The sequence below is a fragment of the Actinocrispum sp. NPDC049592 genome, assembly GCF_040675465.1.
In the GTDB taxonomy this organism is placed as follows: Bacteria; Actinomycetota; Actinomycetes; order Mycobacteriales; family Pseudonocardiaceae; genus Kibdelosporangium.
Map to the genome: position 1 here is coordinate 244,053 of NZ_JBFAPA010000009.1, position 16,665 is coordinate 260,717.

A 16,665-nucleotide genomic window follows, 5' to 3' on the forward strand; every position below is an offset into this window, starting at 1 on the left:
GGATGCGGCGGTAGCCCCCAGCTCGGGTTCTCCTTGGCTAGGCGCACGACCAGGACTCGGATGGACCGGATGGTGCGTGGTCGGCCCGGGCGTTTCGGTCGCGACATTCTGGCGTGGTGTCGGCGGAGCAGGTCGCGGTGCCAGCGCAGGATGGTGTCCGGACGTACTAACAGGCGGAGCCTGTGCAAGGTCTGGCGTGGTAGTCGGTGCAGGAGCGCTGCGAGCAACGCCCGGTCAGCCGGGCTGAACCGCACCCTGGTGTCGCCGAGTTGGCGTTGCAGCAGGGCGATCTGGTGGCGCAATGCGAGGATTTCGATGTCTTTGTCCCGGTTGCTCATCGGGAGCAGGCGCAGCAGGGCGGAGGTGTTGGCCAGTCCGAGGTAGGCCAGTCGCAGCAGCACGGCCGGTCATCCTGCCGTAGCACCCGCCAGCCAATAGGGACGGCGTCGACGTCATCGTGTGCAGTGTCTGACCAGCACGGATAAGATTTTCGGCAAGCGCAGCCATCGCGACGTGCAACAGTTCGGAATCCGGCTACCAGCACTAAGGGCTTTGGGCGACCGGAGTCGTCATGATCGAGTCAAGTTTTGTGGCTGGGTGGGGTTTGGATGGGCTGGGTCAGGCGGCGAGTCCGGCTTGTCGGGCGAGGTCGTCGAGGGCTACGGTTGACGTCCTTCTGTGACTGCGGCTTCTTCCGCCCCTTGTAGGGGGTGATCACCCGTCGGCCGGTCTCGTCGTAGCCGTGGTAGCCCTTGTCGCCCAAGGCGATGAGCCCGGCCTCTTCGAGTGCGGCGAGGATGTTCCAGATCCAAGCGGCGGCGGTGTCATGTGTGCTCCCCGGCAAGTCGCCGGACACCCACAGGATCGTGCCGTCCGGAGACGCGATCACCTGCAGGTTCACACCGTGGCGTTTGTGCTTTCAAGGCGAAGATCCTGATGCGCCAGACCGTCACTCGGGCAACCGGCCGGCAGGAACTCGAGATCGACACACCAGTGACAGAGGATGACGGACCACAGCCCGACAATGTGTCCGATGTGAACAGTCAGGATAGGTTCATGATCGTCACGCTGCCGTCGGAACCGGGTGTCACCCGCAGGATCGAACTCCACCTCACGCTACCCACCACCTTCGGTGGCCGAGAGCGCACGGTACTCCGGTTGCTGCGGCCTCATCTGTATGAGATCTACCTGGACGCACAACGCCGCCTGGGCATACCTCACCTCAGCGATCGCCAGATACAGATCGTGCAACTGGTGGCACGGGGCAAGACCAATGCGGAGATCGCGCGAGAGTTGTTCATCTCGGTGGCCACCGTACGCAAGCATATGGAGCACATCTTCGACCAGCTCGGTGTCCGCGATCGCGCGTCCGCTGCAGCACGAGTGCTGCCCCATCTGAGCGTCATCGATCCCCACTGAGCCAAGGGCGGCATCGTCGAGCGGTTCGAGCCATTTATACGCCTGAAGGCGAATAGCGCAATCCACCCTCGATCGGCACGCTTGGGCTTGCCAGAGAACGACTTCAGGTGGCCAGGGGCAGCGGCGGTATCCGGTAGTTGCCTAGGAGTCCCCAGAGAGGTGGAAGCATGCCCGATCGTGGACTTGTTCCCGGTCAACTATCCGGAAGCGGCCGCACAAAGAAGGTGGCCGCGGTCGCGGCCGTCGGATGTCTGGTGCTGTTGACTGCTCCGGCTGACTGGGCCCCGTTTGGTGGTCCAGCGGTTATGAGAGTGCTGGTTGATTGTTCCACTGTAGACGGAACTGGGTCGGGGTCAGTCCGCCCAGTGATCCGTGGGGTCTGATGGTGTTGTACTCGATCCTCCAGTCTTCGGCCAGTACCTGGGCTTCCAGCAGCGTGTCGAACTGTTCGGTGGCCAGAAACTCGTCGCGGAACCGGCCGTTGAACGACTCGCTATAGCCGTTCTGCCAAGGCGAGCCAGGCTCGATGAACGCCGGGGCGACGTCACTGAACCGGCACCAGTCCCGCATCGCCGCCGCGGTCAGTTCGGGCCCGTTGTCCATGCGCAGGTTCACCGGTCTGCGCCCCGTCTCGGCGACGATCTTGTCCAGCAGGACGGTGGTGTCATCCGCGCTGAACGACCGAGCCGCCGCGGTCGCCAACGCATCGCGGGTGAACTCGTCCACCACGTTGCAGAACCGGATCTGCCGGCCATCGGCGGTGACGTCGACCTGAAAGTCCAACGCCCAGACCTCGTCAGGCCGGATAGCGACCAGCCGATCACCCCGCTGCGGGCCGATCCGCCGCCGCTTGCGGGTCCTGGCCGGCCGCTTGAGTCCTTCCCCGGCCCAGTAGCGGCGGATCCGTTTGCGGTTGACCACCCAGCCTTCACCACGCAGCAGCCAATAGGCCTTGCGCCAGCCCCACCGTGGATACGCCCGGCTGATCTCCCACAACCGGGCCCGCAGCACGGTTTCCGTATCGGTGGGTGTGCGAGACGGGCGGCGCTGGGTGGACCGGTGCTGGCCGACCACTGCACACGCCCGGCGTTCAGACACCCCGAACCGCTGTCGCAACACCTGTACGGCACGGCGCCGGCGGTCCGGGCTCACCAGTTTCCCCGGGTGAGCTCCTTGAGCATGTCGATGTCCAGGGCCTGCTCGGCGACCATCTTCTTCAGCCGAGCGTTCTCCCGCTCCAACTCCTTGAGCCGCTTGGCATCCTCGCTTTTCATACCCCCGTACTGGTTGCGCCACCGATACCAGGTCGCCTCGGTGATCTCCAGATGCTTGAGCACCTCCGGCAACTCGCTGCCCTGCCCAAGTAGCCTCTCGCCCTCACGCAGCTTGCGAATGATCTGCTCCGGCGTATGCCGCCGACGCCGCTGGGTCATCGTCTTCGAGTCCTCCTACACCCATCATCGGGCATCGGACTCACAATCGATGGACCACTCTCAGGGGACCCAGTCAAGGACGCGCACCCACTCCGAGGGCTCATGATCGCGTTGCCGATAGATTTGTTCGTCGCCGATCTGAATCATCGTCCGTTGACCTCATCGATCTCCTGTGACTGAAGGCCCAGAGCGTAGTGGTGCTTTCTCTTCGCCAAGAGATGAACCCTTATCGCGATCATGACCCGCCGCTCGCCCGAATCCGGCCTCTGAACGTACCGCTTTGACCAAGGCCCGTGATCGTCCCGCTCCGATCTGAAGTCGTTGCCGCAGAGTCTCGGCCGAGATCGGCCTGCAGTGCTCAGCCCAATGGCGGTCGTCCTCAACACGCGCTCGCTCCAACAGGTCGTCAGCTACAGCGACGAGGCCATGCCGGTCAGAATCTGGCACCACATCATCGACCGCAGGCTCGGCGACTGACGCGCTCGCCCGGCAGTCAGCCATCGGCGAGTGGTCCGCATTCATGGCGCCGAGCAACGCAGGCCCGACCTCCGACCAGCCGATCAACAACAACGGTCCCACGGCGTCGAAAGCAGCTTTGCCCAACTGCCCTGACAAGACCGGATCTGCCACGTTCAGCGCCAGCGTCACCAAGCTCGCGACCAACAGCAGCCGCCTGGCTGGACGCAGAACCGTGCCAGGCGCTCCGCGCAAAGCGAGGTGTCGAGTACCGAGCAGTAGTCCAACAACTGTGAGATCGACTGCAGGTGCTACCAACGGCGCGACGTACGCGGGTACTCCCAACCGAAGTCCGAGGTTCAGCACGTTCCCGAAACCGAACAAGAACGTCAACCCAATAACCATGCCCATCACAACCGACACCAGCCGGACCACCTGAGCGTTTGCCAAGCCGATCACCGGTCACCCCGTTTCGCCCGGCGTTCCATTACGAGAGGCACCTCGACACGGACCAGCAGGTCACGATGCCGGCGAACTGGTGTGATTGCGGATGGAATCGGCCCGGGGGCACCAGTATGGCCAGGTCAGGGCCGCCTAATGAGTGCGTCAAATCCCTTAAGAACGGTCGGAACCATGCTAAACCCATGCTTAACGGCATGGGAGGTTCCTTATGGCGCGACCACCACTCCCCCTTGGGTCTTGGGGCGAGATCCGGACCTACTACCGCCACGACGGCCGTTGGCGGCCGGAAAAGACGCTGCCTGAAGGACTTACGCCCGGCACGTGGAAGGACTGCGCCCAGTTCCGCGACTTTGACGGCAAGACCCGGCAGGTCGAGCGCACCGGCACGTCGAAGACCAAGGCGACCCGCGCACTGATTGCCGACCTGAAAGCGCGAGCTGGCAACAACACCACGACTCTGACGACTTCGTCGCGCGTCCATCACGCTGCCACGCTGTACCTCGATGACGTACGACAACGCCGAGCGGGCACCACGTACGACCGGTACGAGGGCCGGATCCGCAACTACATCACACCTCGAATGGGCGAGCTGCTGCTTCGCGAATGCAGCGCGGGCCGGATCAAGAACGTGCTCGACGGAATCCGCAGAGACAATCCCACGATCGCGGCCGAGACCCTCCGCGGCATCCGCGCCTGCATCTCCGGGATCATGCAGGTCGCCATCGACCACGACGTGCTGGCCGTCAACCCGGTCGCCTCGGTCCGCAAGATCGAGGGCGGTTCCAAGCGAGCCGCACGCGCATACGACGCGGACGAACTCGCCGACTTCCTGACCAAGATGGACGCCGACAAGAAGGCCAAGCGGGCAGACCTACCCGACCTCGTCCGCTTCCTGTTCGGTACTGGCTGCCGTTTCGGCGAAGCCCTGGCTGTGCGGTGGTACGACCTCAACCTCACCGACGAGGTAAAGATCGTGGTCGCGCCAGATGGCAACCGCGTCAAGTTGCCGCCGCACTCCGTGTTCTTCAACGGAAACATCGTCGCCGTGACAGGCAAAGGGTCGGTGCGCAACGAAGGCAAGACAGCCAGCTCCCGCGGCGTCCTTTCGCTTCCCGCCTTCCTGCACAGCCTGCTACTGCTCCGTGCGCCAGCGATGGCAGCGATCGGCGCGGGCACGATGGAACCAGTGTTCCCCTCCGGCACGCTCGGCTGGCGACATCCGTCCAACGTCCAACGCTCCGTCCGCCGCCTCCGGCTTCGAATCGGCTACCCAGACTTCAAGACACACGTTGGAAGGAAGACCGTCGCCACCGTTCTCGCCGAGGCTGGCCAGAGTTCGCGCCAGATCGCCGACCAGTTGCGCCAGTCCAGCATCCAGACCACCGAGAAGCACTACATCGAGCGCGGCATCCTCAATCCAGACGCCGCCAAGCTCATCGACACGACCCACAACAGCGCTAACTAGGGAGTAGATCGGACGTTGGTCAGTTGGATCTCGTCACGCACTGTCCAGGGGTAGAACCCCGCTTCAACGTCCTGCGCCGTGTCGACGATCAAAATGCGGTCGATGGGCATCGTTGACCATGCCCGTGGCTCTTCTGTTGTGATCGTTCTGCCTCGACAACAGACATGATCACTCACAGAGTCACGGGCCCTGCCACTGCCTGCCCAGCAGCATCACGGCCAATTGGACCCCGGTCAAGTTCGAAGAGCCCCATTAGTTTATAGACTTTTGCAAGGTAATTTATATCGTTTCTGCAATGACGCTCGATATTCTTCGGGCTCGGCAAAAAAATCAACCAGGAGAAAGGGGAATTTGTGTCAAGGTTAAACAGAATCGCAGCGCGGCTCGGAATGGCGGCCATGGTCGTGGCCTCGTTGTTCGGGCTGAGCGTGCAGGCGCAGGCCGCACCACAGGCCCAGGGCGGGACGATCGCCGTCCAAGCGGTCGGCGATCAGCTCCAGGTGTCCTCCACTGCTCCGGACGGCATCACGATCCAGTCCTCCTTTACGTTCAGCAAGGAGACCACCCAGACCATCTATGATGTCGCCACGACCGGTGGCCCGATCGCTCTCACGGCGTTGTGCAACGCGATCGCGCCGGGCTGGCTCGCGCCCGCGTGCTCGGTGGTCGTCCCGATCATCATGTCCTACATTACGTCGAACCCGCCCAACGGGCGGTGCCTTGAGGTGTCCACCAAATGGACGCCACCGTTTTTTGGAATCCGGTACGTGAACTGCTGACGCCTGAGGAAATGGTGTCCCGGGTGGGGCACCATTTCCTTTACCCACTAATGCGCGCACGGCCAGGCCGGCCGTAGTGCACGGCTTCAGCGATGTCTCCGACGCGGGAGGCATCGATGCTTGCCGGCTCTTCGAAGTTATGCGGGGTTGAGACATCCTCGTCCTTTTCGGGTGGTGGCGCAGCGGGTGCGCAGGCGTTGGCTCGGTTTCAACATCTGCCCCCGGTGCGAATCCGAGACCTCGAAATCCTTCCCACGTAGGACGTTCTCGGTCGACACAACATGTCCGGTATGCGGCGGACCAGGTGAAGTCGAATGGCGCCGCTCACCCCGTGCTGTCAGGTCTGTGGCGACACGCTTGCTGCCGACGTGGTGCCCTGGCCGGTGCCGTTGCCCCAAATCGCCAGGCCCAGCGGCCAGTTTCTGACCGCCACCCCGCCGACATGCCTCTCATGCGCGTCGGTGGCTCGGCGGCTGTGCCCTGCACTGCGCGGCGCTGGATCCCGACTGAACATCGTGGGGTCCTACCGGCCCTCATACTCATCGAGAAACCGGCCGCGCAACATCGCCTGTCCCCGTTTGCTGGTGCTCAGGGCGTGATGGAGACGGAGTTCCTCGTTTGTGCCCTGGAGCAACCTCGCCTCATAAGCGTCGAGCATGTGCCGGTCGGCAAGGGCGATCAGTTCGAACCGTTTACCAGTGACGACCGTCGCCAGGCCGATGAAGACGATGACCAGGGCGAGTATGACCGCGGACGTGAGGCGAGTCTCCTGCACCTGACTTGCGGCCCCCACCACGAAACCCTGCGCGGTCAGCCCCAACGCAAGGGTCTGCCAGCGTGTTGTGTTTGGGATTGACCCGATTCGACAGACAAGGTCGATATGTGGTCAGGCTACCGCACGCTCGGTAGCGGGATCCGTGGTTGCTTCGTAGGCGGCTGGGCTGAGGTAGCCGAGGCTGGAATGCCGCCGCCGGGTGTTGTACCACCCTTCCACATATTCGAAGATTGCCTTGTGCGCCATGGCTTTCGTCGGCCACGGTTGCCGGTCGAGCAGTTCAGTCTTGATCGTGGCGAAGAACGACTCGGCCACCGCGTTGTCCCAGCACTGTCCCTTGCGGCCGACCGACAGCCGCACCCCGGTGTCCCGGGCGAGCCGGGCGTACTGGCCGGAGGTGTATTGACAGCCCCTGTCGGAGTGGAAAATCACGCCCGGTCCCGGCTGGCGCTGGGTGATCGCGGACCGCAGAGCATGCTCGACCAGATCGGTCCGCAGGTGATCCGCGGTCGCCCAGCCCACTACCCGCCGGGAGCCCAGATCGATCACCGTCGCCAGGTACAACCAGCCCTCCCACGTGTGAATGTAGGTGATATCACCACACCAGCGACTGTTGAGATCCGTTGCCGCACAAGCGAAATCCCGGCGGATCAGATCCTCCGGAGGGTTGCGGCCGGGTCCGGCACGGTCGTCGTGCGCCACCGCTTCGGCGTCTTGCCCGCCAGCTCTGCCTGGCGCATCAACCGGGCGACCCGTTTACGCGAACACCGCCAACCGGCCGCGGCCAGCTCAGCATGCACCCGAGGCGCCCCATACGTGCCCTTCGACTCGGCGTGGATCGCGGTGATCCGCTCGCTCAGCACGACGTCGTCACAGGCCCGCTGCGAGACCTCACCGGCGCGATGCGTGTAGTAGGCGGCACGGGAGACCTCCAGCAGCTCACACGCACGCTTGACGTTGCCGGTGATGCTGCGCTTCTCCGCCTCGATGAACGGATACACGTTCACCGGGTCTCCCGGGCGAAGAAAGCCGTGGCCCGCTTGAGGATCTCGTTGTCCTCCCGCAGCCGGCGGTTCTCCGCCCGCAACGCCGCCAACTCCTGCTGCTCGGCCGTGGTCAGCCCATCGGACCGCGTCCCGGCATCCAACTCGGCCTGCTTGACCCACGCCCGCACCGCGGTCTCGGTCAGGTCGAAATCCCGCGCGACCTGCCCCACCGACCGGTCCCCACGCTGACACATCTCCACGATCTCGGCCTTGAACCCCGGCTCAAACACCCGCCGCGCCCGCCGCTTCTTCTTACCCACAGGCTCCATGATGAACACCCTTCCCAGAAGCTCGCACCCCTGATCAGTGATGTCCGTCAAAACGGGTCAGGCCCAGTTCGCCGAGTTGTACCGAGCCATGAGTGCTTGATACGTCGCGATGATCTGCGCGTCCGAACTGCCAGGTTGCTGTCCACTGGGTGCGCCCACTCCTCACACTCCGTTCATCCGTCCGTCCGCGACCCTGCGGTCATGTCCTATACGTCGTGGCCGAGGCCCGCCGCTCCAGCCGCTGTGCCGGTTCGTCGTCAAAATGAGACCGGAACAGTTGGATCCCTACGTCCACGAGCACACATCCGAACGAAAATTAGTTTGTTCCATAAGCACTTCGCGACAATCGTGGTCACATCACAAGTGGGGCCGGAATGCCTTAGTTCCGGCGAAAGAAGTTCCTTAGTCGTCAACGCGTTGCCTTGAGGTCATGTTCGCTCTGCCGACCCGAAAGGCATGCGCATGACCGCCCAGCTGCCGCCACGACGTCACCACCCCACCAACTCGTTGGATGTACTTCGCGACACGTTTGCCTTGCTGGTGACCGGACCCGAGCCACTTGCCATCGATGGAAGCCTGCTCCCAGGTCTGCCGGATCGCATGGTGCCACTCGACGAGGTCAGGGACCTGCTGCTGACCCGGCGGTGTCCTGTCGGAACATCGGATGCGGTGTGGTCGTGGCTGGTCGAACGGTCTCGGTTGGACGGTGGGGCTTGGACGGTCGGCGCAGCGGGGGTTGCGCTACCGGCGTTGGTGTCGGTGGATGCAGCGTTGGGACGACGATGCCCTGGCGACCGGGAAGATCTGTGCGCTGAGATCCTGCGAGGCTTTCTGGAAGCGTTGTGCCGCATCGATGTTGATCGCCCGCGGATTGTGTTGCGGTTGCGGTGGGCCGCATACCGCGCTGGCTACGCAGTACTGGTCGACGCGTTGGCCGCCAAGAACCACAGCGCCGGCGAGTACGCGCAGCCGGTTGTGTGGGGCCACCCGGACTTCGTGCTCGCCCGGGCCGTGGCCGAGGGAATCCTCACGACGACCGAAGCGGACCTGATCGGGACCACACGGCTGGAGTCCGTGCGGATCAAGCGGTGGGCCGTCGAGCACGGGATGGGTGATTGGGCTGCATACAAGGCGCGGCGACGGGCCGAGCTGCGGCTCGCCGCGTGGCTGCAAGAAGACCGCATCGACAGTGACCCCGCTGACGCCCTCGTCGACCGCGTGGCCACCGTTGTGGCAATTGGTAAAGCGAAGCCTGTGTCCAAAGGGGATCAGCAATCCGGTCTTCAGGCTGACGACGACCTCCCGCCGACCACCGCATCGGAGGCACGGCCATGCGCCTGATCCAACAACGCCCCTCGCCCAAGCCCTCAAATCACCTATGGCGGCATGTCTCCCGCACTGTCAGCAACATCACGGCAGCAGCCGGCGCTCTCGTGGGAACTGCTGGAGTCGCTGCCGCGCAAGGCGGACTAGGCACTGGCGGCTTCCGTAACTGCTCGACCGGCAACGCTAGCGAACCCGAGTCGAACTCGCGAACGCGATCTTCGAGTACATCGAAGGGTTCTGCAACCGCCGCCGCAGAAACTCCGCCCTGGATTGGATGAGCCCGCTAGAGTTCGAAATCACCACCCACCCGTCGAACCTGATCTCCTCACCAACGAGCCCGTGAAACCGGGGCAACATCAAGATGTCCGCCAAAACGGGTCAGGCCCATCGTCGCGGTCACGGTGCTAACGCGTCGCTGCGTGGCGCAGCCGGTCCACAGTGGCATGTGCCTGGTTGTGCACTGTGGTCGCCCATCTGTGCACGGGTGCTACTGATGTAAGCAGGTCATGGGTGAGGCTTCCGGCATGAGCAAGTTGAGTGCCGAACAAATCGCCCAGTACGCGCGGCACGCGGGGTTTAAGGACGATGGGCTGACTGTCGCGGTGGCCGTCGCGCTGGCGGAGTCCGGCGGGGATCCCAAGGCGCACAACGCGACCCCGCCGGACAACTCGTACGGCCTGTGGCAGATCAACATGTTGGGCGCGTTGGGGCCGGAACGCCGTGGTCAGTACCATCTGCGCTCGAACGACGAGCTGTTTGACCCGGCGGTCAACGCCAGGGTGGCGAACTCCATCTCCCAGGACGGGAAGTCGTGGACACCATGGTCCACGTACACCAACGGCACCTACACGAAGTACCTTTCCCAAGCTCGTCAGGCGGTTCGATCGACACGCCCACACACCCACAAGCCTGGATCCCACGTGGGCTATCAGGTCGACCCGGGCTTACTGCACGGATTCGTGCGGCGCACCAAGCGCGTCGCGGACGAATTGGGCACCGCAACCACGAAGCATCTACAGCACATAAGGGATGTCACTGACGGCAGCTTCGGCAAGATCGGCGAGGAGTCCGGTTTCGCCGCCGCGCTCGACCACTTCGGTGCGGCTTTGTCGCGTCAGGTCAGGGAAGTCGCCACGAACGCCGACGCCCTGGCGACCTCGACCGCCAAAGCGGCCACCGCCTACCGGGATCAGGAAAACGACGCCGCCGCTCGGTTCGGCCAAAGGAATCCATAATGGACCAAAACGTCCGGGACATGGCGCGGGAACTGGCGCCGGATTTGTTCGAGCACTACCACAAGCTGGCCGGCAAGGCCGACGACGCGGTCGCGGTGCAGTTCGCCTTCCACCAGACCGCGGCCGTCCTCGATGAGCAGCGTGACGCACACGCCAACGAGGTGGCCGAGGTGCTGAGCCACTGGAAAGGCCATGGTGCGGACGGGTTCGAGCGGCGTTCGGCCCGCCTCGGGCGGCAGTTGCGAGTAACCGGGTCCGCAAGCCGTCAGGCCGAGAAGATCGTCGCCGACGTGACGGCCGCATTGTCCAGCGCGCAGGCGGCGACGCAGCGGCTGATCGACGAGTATCTCACCAACGCGTCCCGGATCTTGGACGCCGGTGTGAAGATGCATCGCGCCGGTGCGCAGGCCGCCTTCGTGAACGCGGTCGCGACCGTCGCCGACAAGGTGGCGCCGCGGTACGTCAAGGAATCCGCAGCGAACCTCAAGCGCGTGCGCGCCGAACTCACCGACGCGGCCGGCAAACTGCGCGCCTTGGAAAAAGAAGTCGAGCACGACGGCGTCGCCGATGTCCACGTCAAGCGCTTACCCGGCGGCGGTACCCGTGTGCAGCACATCCTCGACGCGGCGCGTAAAGAGCTGGGCACCAAGGAGAATCCGCCGGGAAGCAACCGCAACCCATATGGGCCGACCGCGCCGTGGTGTTCCTCGTTCGCCACAGCCATGTGGCGCAAGGCCGGGATGAACATCCCGCTCCTGCCGTTCACCGGCGCGGTCTACCGCTGGGGCCAGCAGCACGGCAAGGCGTACGGCCGCAACCAGCTCAATCAGGCGAAACCCGGTGACGTGCTGCTGTTCGGCACCGGCCCGGAGAGCCCGTCGACCAGCAAGCACATCGGGATCGTCGAGAAGGTGCACGGCAACCACGTCACGTTGATCGAAGGCAACTCCGGCGACCAGGTACGACGCAACACACACGTACTGAGCCCCTCGACCTTCTACGGAGGTGTGCACCCGTGATCACCGCAACCGCACGCGACAGCAACGCGGAGATCACCGTGACGGTCGGCCCTGGCGGTGGCCTGGTCGACCTCACGCTGACCCCACGATCGATGCGTCTCGGCGGACGTAGGCTGGCCGCCGCGATTCTTGCCCTGGTCAACCAGGCCACGGCAGCGGCCACCCTGCGCGCCACCAGGAAGTCTGGCCTGGACGATGCTCACCTCGACGCCCTGGGTATCGGCCTCGATGCGGAACTGGCAGAGCAGGCCTCCTCGACGACGCCGGAAACCTGGAGGCTCTGATGGAGGAACGGACGGTCGACGAGCTCATCACGGCCGCTGACGGTATGTCCGAATCGGTGGCGCCAGTCCTGGCACGGCTGCGCGAACAGGCCGAGGACGACGGCGTGCGGGTGACCGTGGACGTCAACGGCAAACTGGTCGACTTGGACGTCGCCGAGCAGGCCATGCGCCTGGCCCCTGCGGAGTTGTCCGCGCTGATCCGCCGCCTCACCACGGCCGCCGCGAACGCAGCCCTGGCCGAAGGCGTCGCCGCTCTGGCCAACGTCAGCGGCACGCTGGCCAAGGCGGCTCTCACCGCTCCCGCGCGGCCGGAAGCCACATCTGAAGACGACTGGCCGCCACGGACATGGCAAATATCCTGACCAGGAAACAAATGACGACGAACTCAGCAGTGAGCCAACGGCCGACGGGTGTTTGCATGCAGGGGTCAGTGGCTGACCTGCGTGAGCATCGCCGTGACCCTGCGGGACATCCAGGTGCCGTTGGCCGGACCCACGGTGGCCAGGCGTTCGCCGCCGACGTCCTCAATGGTCACGACGTATCGGCCGGCTTGAGTGTCGTACCAGCTCAGGATGGGCGACCGGCCGGCCGGGCCGTTCGCCGCAATCTGTCCGGCGCCGGTCCGGACCGACTCGACCAGGGTGGCCAGCGGCCGGACGGCGCGACCGGTGACGCCGGCACCAGCCAAGGTCCGCTCGAAGCTGTCGTAGCCGTTGTGGGCGTAGGCATCCATCGCGGCCGTCAGTGCCTCACGGGGCAGCCGGACCGGTTCGCCCGGTCCGCCCGGCAGATCACCGATGACTGACATGACCCCAGTGACCAGTTCGGTGACGCGGACGGGCTCGAGGAGCAGCTCCGCGTCGTCGAGCACCGCGAGCACGCCACTGTCCCCTTTGGACGCACCCAGGACCCGCCTGGCCTTGTCCCCGAGCACCAGTGCGTCGACTGACCTGGTAGGACGGTCGAGAAGGTTCAGCAGATCCGCCACGGCCGGGTCGACGTCCGTCTCGTCCGCGATTCCGGCCCGCTGCAACGCCTCGTACACATCGCCGCCCAGCTCATCGCGTTCCGGCATGGTTGCACCATGTGACGGCACCTCCAGCGGATACGGCGGTTCGTTGTCGCTGAAGTCTTCCCAGAGTAGGTCGAACTCCAGGTGCGACAACACCACACCCCTGGCTGTACTCGTTCGCCGTGCCATGCGATCCTCCCTCGGCTAGGTGCCGACACGGCACGCTAGCGCCAATCGACCCGACAGGCAGCCGGAATGGAACAACAAGTCGCAACTGGATTCCTGATCGTCCGTGCGTCCGGCGCCGACGCGGTGAAAGCCGCGATCACCGGCACCACTGCGGTTCCGGACCGGATTCAGCTGGTGATGCGGTGTCCGGTGCCGCGCGGCGCGAACCTGAGCTTCGGCGACTGCGCCCTGCGGGCATGTTCGGGAGATGTCGTGCTGCTGACCGTTGCCGCGGCTCGGCTGTCCGTCGGCTTCGCCGAGCTGCATCCGCTGATGTTCCAACCGGTTCACGTCTCGCCGCCGCTGCGTACGTTGTTCACCAACGCGGTGGCCCACGTCATCTCGGCCGCCGGCGCGTTGGATCCCCGCGGTGTCGGCCATCATCTGCTCGGACTCGCGGAATTGGTGCTGCGCAGCGCTTTGCGGGCCGAGTTGGATCGTGTCGACGCGTTGGCCGCGCGCCGTCGTGAAGCTGTGGACTATATCCGGACGCACCTGTCCGAGCCGTCGCTGGATGCGGACCGGATCGCCGGCGCCCTGTTCATCTCGCGGCGACGGCTCTACCAGCTTTTCGACGACGGTCAGGGAGTGTCCGAGCGGATCAAGAGGATGCGCATCGAGCTGGCCAAAACCCTGCTGGCCGACCCGGCCCAGGCAGCCCGTGGCATCGCCGAGATCGCCAAGGACTGCGGGTTCGCCAACGCCACGCACTTCTCCCGTACGTTCCGCAAAGTCGTCGGGGAGACACCCCGCGATTTCAGAGAACGCGAGCAGGCGCGGTGAACTCCACACCGGACACGACATGACCGGCGACCGCCGCCAGCTCCAGCCAGCCTCGCCCGGTCGGTGAGTGCAGGGTGAACACCGCGGCCCGGGAACTTGCCGGATCCGTGACGATGGCCTGCAGCTGCGCACCGGTGAGCAGTATTCGTTCGATGATCACAACAGGATGGCCCTTGGGTGTTTGCGCTTGCGTCACCTCACGAAGGCTCGTCTCGTTCGTATCCGCGAGGTGGTAACGCATTTCTTCGACGGTCTCGGCGTCCATCCGCGTACCGGCCGCGATCACGGCACCGACCAGGATGCCCGGGTCGGCGTCAGGATGCTCGACCACGGCCACCAGTGCGGCGTCCTGTCGATGGGCGACCTCGGCCGCTTGGCTGGCCGTGACTTCGAGCGTGGGATCGTTGCCCACCACGCGCGTAAGGACGGCGAGCAGCTCCGTGGTCGTGTCCTGAACCGAACGCAGCGATACGGTCGTAACGCCCCGAACAGCTGCCAGTTTCACGGCACCAACGCCGATACGAACGCGGCGGCCGCACCACGGGCCGGTTCCGTTCGGGCGCCACGCCTGCCGAAAAGCAAGCCGGCAAGGTCACCGGCGAACCCGGACTGCGCGGCGACAGCCGACATCACACTGTCGAACAACTCCGCCCGATCATGAATCTGTGCGGCGGCTTCCACGCCGCCGGTGTCGAGTGCGCGCAACCGTTCGGCGACACGTCGGGCCGCCGTGAGGTGGTCGCGCTCCAACGTTCGTGCTTCCTTGAGCACCGCGTCAAGCTCGCGGAGCAGACTCTCGTGCTGTGTAACGGCGTCTCGGCGCCTTTGCTCAGCGTCAGGGCCGGAGTTGAGCTGGGCGGTGATGATCTCGGTGCCGACGTCGTCCGACGTGGTACGGATCGCACCGCGCAGTCGCAACGCACGCTGGTCGAGATGCTCGGCTCGTCGCTGGTTGGCCAGCAAGGTGGCCGCCCATTCGTCGAGCACCTCGGCCATGGCGCTCAATACCTGACGCACCTCGGTCAGCCGGCCCGGCAGACCTCGCATGCGGCCGGCGAACGCCTCTCCCGCGGCGCCGGTCCACCAGGTGTCCGTGTCGTGGCGGAACGCGGGAAGCGCGCCTACAGCGTGAGTACAGCGTTCGCTCGCGGCCATCACGGCGTCCGGGCTGCCGGGCACCGGATCGAAGCCCAGCCCTTGATACCGCGTCATGGCAGGTCCAGTCGCAGTCCGGCGGCCGCCACTTCCTCGGCTCCGGCGTACAAGTCACCACTTGTGCGAATGTCCTGCCCCGCGGCTGCCAGATCCGTTGACGCAGCCCGCATTCTGGCAGCCCAGACCGAGATCAGTTGATCGGCCGCCGCCGTGATCCCGCCAGGGCCGAGGTCACCTCGCACGCCCTCGCCGAGAGCGGCGGCCGCGGCACGTACCTCGTCAGCCGAATCGGCCAGCCGCGCCGCCGCCGCGGCCATCTCGACCGGATCCGCCTGGTAGCCGGTCATTCGCCCAGCACGGACGGGAACGCCGGCGGCAGGTCGTCCATGAGGTCGATGCCTTTGCAGTACCGGTTCTTGTGCTCCCCGTCCTTCTCGTCGGCGGCGGCGCCGCCAAAGGGCGAGTAGGCGGACGATCCTGAACCGCCACCTCGGGCACCGGCCGCTCCGACCGACCCAGCGCCGCCTCGCGCACCGCCCGGCCCGATCCCGAAACCGCCGGCCGGGCCGCGCCCAACGATCCCGCCGGCGGCCACGCCGCCAACGCCCGGCCCGGCACCATAGGCGGAGTTCGGCCCCGGGCCTGGACCCGGCCCGGAGGGTTGACCAGCTGGATAGCCCGGATTCAGCGTCGCCATGGCCGCTGTAGTGGTGTCACCCACTCCGGTGCCTGAAATGGGGGTGGTGACAGGCACCGGAGCAGGTGGCAGGGGATGGGGATACTGCTCGCGTCCACCGTCCCCACCGGGTGGTATCTGGGGCGGTTCGGGCTGTACGGCTGTGGCGGGCGGAGGAGCATCGAACGGCTCTGGGAGGCCGCTGTGCACGCCTCGGCTGGTCGCCTCGTACTCCTTCATTACCAGGATGGCCTTCTCCTGGGCCTCCTTGGCCTCGTGCTTGGTCGGAAGATGGTCGTCCAGCAGGGCTTTGAGCATGTAGAGGCCGTTCGGGCCATCAAGCGTCGTGACGTTGTACCCCTCACGGAACCAGCGCTCCGCGTAGTAATGCACCGGCTCAGGCATCGTGTGCTTGGCGCGTTCAACCGCCGTTGTGTAGATGTGGAGTCCCTGGCCGACACTTTGTGCCCGCTCGCTCGCACCTGACGCCCAGTTGGCCAAAGCCGACACGGAGGCTGTCGCCTCCGCGGCGGATGGACCCCGCCACGATTGCCCCAACCGTTCGACGATCTTGCGGACGGCGGAGGTTGCCGACCCCACCCCATCACTGACGACCTTCCAACGATCAGCCATACCACCCAGCTGGCCCGGCGTCGCGGACTGGATCATGTCCCAGAGTTCGCGGTGTTCGTAGACCCGCCAATTGATCGTGGCGAACACGTCGTCGTCACGCCAGTTGTGGTTCCGTCCCTCCTTGATCCTAAGGTCACGTGGGGTCACACGGCGTTTCGGATGCGGCTTGAACCGGCCCCGGGAGTTCTCGATGGTCTCCAAATGCACTAC

At 65.2% G+C, this 16,665-nt stretch carries 19 protein-coding genes and 2 pseudogenes; 10 read left to right on the forward strand and 11 right to left on the reverse strand.

The window, feature by feature from the left end; translation table 11 throughout:
• Positions 1–658 precede the first annotated feature (658 nt).
• Positions 659–919: pseudogene (locus AB0J95_RS24050) on the reverse strand (transposase family protein); the annotation flags it as partial.
• Positions 920–936: 17 nt separating this feature from the next.
• On the opposite strand from AB0J95_RS24050, the gene AB0J95_RS24055 reads away from it, so the two are divergent.
• A complete protein-coding gene (locus tag AB0J95_RS24055; RefSeq protein ID WP_364761712.1) occupies positions 937–1,419 on the forward strand; it encodes a LuxR C-terminal-related transcriptional regulator in 483 nt (160 codons plus the stop codon).
• 303 nt (positions 1,420–1,722) lie between these two features.
• Here AB0J95_RS24055 and AB0J95_RS24060 read toward each other — a convergent pair.
• A protein-coding gene (locus AB0J95_RS24060; RefSeq protein ID WP_364761715.1) for an IS3 family transposase occupies positions 1,723–2,852 on the reverse strand; the annotation gives its coding sequence in 2 pieces (ribosomal slippage) (positions 1,723–2,585 and positions 2,585–2,852; 1,131 coding nt in all).
• A gap of 1,126 nt (positions 2,853–3,978) precedes the next feature.
• Between AB0J95_RS24060 and AB0J95_RS24065 the strand changes: the two genes are divergently transcribed.
• Complete coding sequence (locus tag AB0J95_RS24065) at positions 3,979–5,235, forward strand: tyrosine-type recombinase/integrase (RefSeq protein WP_364761718.1); 1,257 nt, start codon at positions 3,979–3,981, stop codon at positions 5,233–5,235.
• A gap of 398 nt (positions 5,236–5,633) precedes the next feature.
• Positions 5,634–6,014 (forward strand): hypothetical protein, encoded by a 381-nt coding sequence (locus AB0J95_RS24070; RefSeq protein WP_364761721.1) that lies wholly within the window; start codon positions 5,634–5,636, stop codon positions 6,012–6,014.
• A gap of 523 nt (positions 6,015–6,537) precedes the next feature.
• Here the strand turns inward: AB0J95_RS24070 and AB0J95_RS24075 are convergent.
• The 4 genes from AB0J95_RS24075 to AB0J95_RS24090 all read right to left on the reverse strand — a co-directional run bounded on the left by AB0J95_RS24075 (position 6,538) and on the right by AB0J95_RS24090 (position 8,104).
• Complete coding sequence (locus tag AB0J95_RS24075) at positions 6,538–6,834, reverse strand: hypothetical protein (protein WP_364761724.1); 297 nt, start codon at positions 6,832–6,834, stop codon at positions 6,538–6,540.
• Positions 6,835–6,900: 66 nt separating this feature from the next.
• A complete protein-coding gene (locus tag AB0J95_RS24080; RefSeq protein WP_364761727.1) occupies positions 6,901–7,491 on the reverse strand; it encodes an IS3 family transposase in 591 nt (196 codons plus the stop codon).
• Positions 7,440–7,796, reverse strand: coding sequence for an IS3 family transposase (locus AB0J95_RS24085; protein ID WP_364761730.1), 357 nt, complete (start codon positions 7,794–7,796; stop codon positions 7,440–7,442). Before AB0J95_RS24085 ends, AB0J95_RS24080 begins: the two co-directional genes overlap by 52 nt.
• Complete coding sequence (locus tag AB0J95_RS24090; RefSeq protein ID WP_364761733.1) at positions 7,793–8,104, reverse strand: transposase; 312 nt, start codon at positions 8,102–8,104, stop codon at positions 7,793–7,795. The genes AB0J95_RS24085 and AB0J95_RS24090 overlap by 4 nt, the downstream gene beginning before the upstream one ends.
• A gap of 759 nt (positions 8,105–8,863) precedes the next feature.
• Here AB0J95_RS24090 and AB0J95_RS24095 point away from each other — a divergent pair.
• The 6 genes and pseudogenes from AB0J95_RS24095 to AB0J95_RS24120 all read left to right on the forward strand — a co-directional run bounded on the left by AB0J95_RS24095 (position 8,864) and on the right by AB0J95_RS24120 (position 12,330).
• The gene (locus AB0J95_RS24095) at positions 8,864–9,445 is read left to right on the forward strand and encodes a hypothetical protein (RefSeq protein WP_364761736.1); all 582 of its coding nucleotides are present in this window, start codon (positions 8,864–8,866) and stop codon (positions 9,443–9,445) included.
• A gap of 187 nt (positions 9,446–9,632) precedes the next feature.
• Positions 9,633–9,773: pseudogene (locus tag AB0J95_RS24100) on the forward strand (IS3 family transposase); the annotation flags it as partial.
• Positions 9,774–9,954: 181 nt separating this feature from the next.
• Positions 9,955–10,665: a transglycosylase SLT domain-containing protein gene (locus AB0J95_RS24105; RefSeq protein WP_364761739.1), complete on the forward strand. Its 711-nt coding sequence runs from the start codon at positions 9,955–9,957 to the stop codon at positions 10,663–10,665.
• Positions 10,665–11,684: a CHAP domain-containing protein gene (locus AB0J95_RS24110; protein ID WP_364761742.1), complete on the forward strand. Its 1,020-nt coding sequence runs from the start codon at positions 10,665–10,667 to the stop codon at positions 11,682–11,684. Before AB0J95_RS24105 ends, AB0J95_RS24110 begins: the two co-directional genes overlap by 1 nt.
• Positions 11,681–11,968, forward strand: a complete 288-nt coding sequence (locus AB0J95_RS24115; RefSeq protein ID WP_364761745.1) for a YbaB/EbfC family DNA-binding protein — start codon at positions 11,681–11,683, stop codon at positions 11,966–11,968. The genes AB0J95_RS24110 and AB0J95_RS24115 overlap by 4 nt, the downstream gene beginning before the upstream one ends.
• Complete coding sequence (locus AB0J95_RS24120; RefSeq protein ID WP_364761748.1) at positions 11,968–12,330, forward strand: hypothetical protein; 363 nt, start codon at positions 11,968–11,970, stop codon at positions 12,328–12,330. The genes AB0J95_RS24115 and AB0J95_RS24120 overlap by 1 nt, the downstream gene beginning before the upstream one ends.
• A 65-nt stretch (positions 12,331–12,395) precedes the next feature.
• On the opposite strand, the gene AB0J95_RS24125 is transcribed toward AB0J95_RS24120, so the two are convergent.
• Positions 12,396–13,169 (reverse strand): ESX secretion-associated protein EspG, encoded by a 774-nt coding sequence (locus tag AB0J95_RS24125; protein WP_364761751.1) that lies wholly within the window; start codon positions 13,167–13,169, stop codon positions 12,396–12,398.
• Between the two features lie 66 nt (positions 13,170–13,235).
• On the opposite strand from AB0J95_RS24125, the gene AB0J95_RS24130 reads away from it, so the two are divergent.
• Positions 13,236–13,991 carry an AraC family transcriptional regulator gene (locus AB0J95_RS24130; protein ID WP_364761754.1) on the forward strand — a complete coding sequence of 252 codons (756 nt, stop codon included), beginning with the start codon at positions 13,236–13,238 and terminating at the stop codon, positions 13,989–13,991.
• Here AB0J95_RS24130 and AB0J95_RS24135 read toward each other — a convergent pair.
• The 4 genes from AB0J95_RS24135 to AB0J95_RS24150 are packed head-to-tail and all read right to left on the reverse strand — an operon-like array spanning position 13,966 to position 16,662.
• Positions 13,966–14,496: a hypothetical protein gene (locus AB0J95_RS24135; protein ID WP_364761757.1), complete on the reverse strand. Its 531-nt coding sequence runs from the start codon at positions 14,494–14,496 to the stop codon at positions 13,966–13,968. The two genes, AB0J95_RS24130 and AB0J95_RS24135, sit on opposite strands and share 26 nt — an antisense overlap.
• Positions 14,493–15,203: a hypothetical protein gene (locus AB0J95_RS24140; RefSeq protein WP_364761759.1), complete on the reverse strand. Its 711-nt coding sequence runs from the start codon at positions 15,201–15,203 to the stop codon at positions 14,493–14,495. Before AB0J95_RS24140 ends, AB0J95_RS24135 begins: the two co-directional genes overlap by 4 nt.
• Positions 15,200–15,493, reverse strand: coding sequence for a hypothetical protein (locus tag AB0J95_RS24145; RefSeq protein WP_364761762.1), 294 nt, complete (start codon positions 15,491–15,493; stop codon positions 15,200–15,202). Before AB0J95_RS24145 ends, AB0J95_RS24140 begins: the two co-directional genes overlap by 4 nt.
• Entirely contained in the window at positions 15,490–16,662 is a 1,173-nt protein-coding gene (locus tag AB0J95_RS24150; protein WP_364761765.1) for a PPE domain-containing protein, read from the reverse strand. Before AB0J95_RS24150 ends, AB0J95_RS24145 begins: the two co-directional genes overlap by 4 nt.
• Positions 16,663–16,665: the final 3 nt, after the last annotated feature.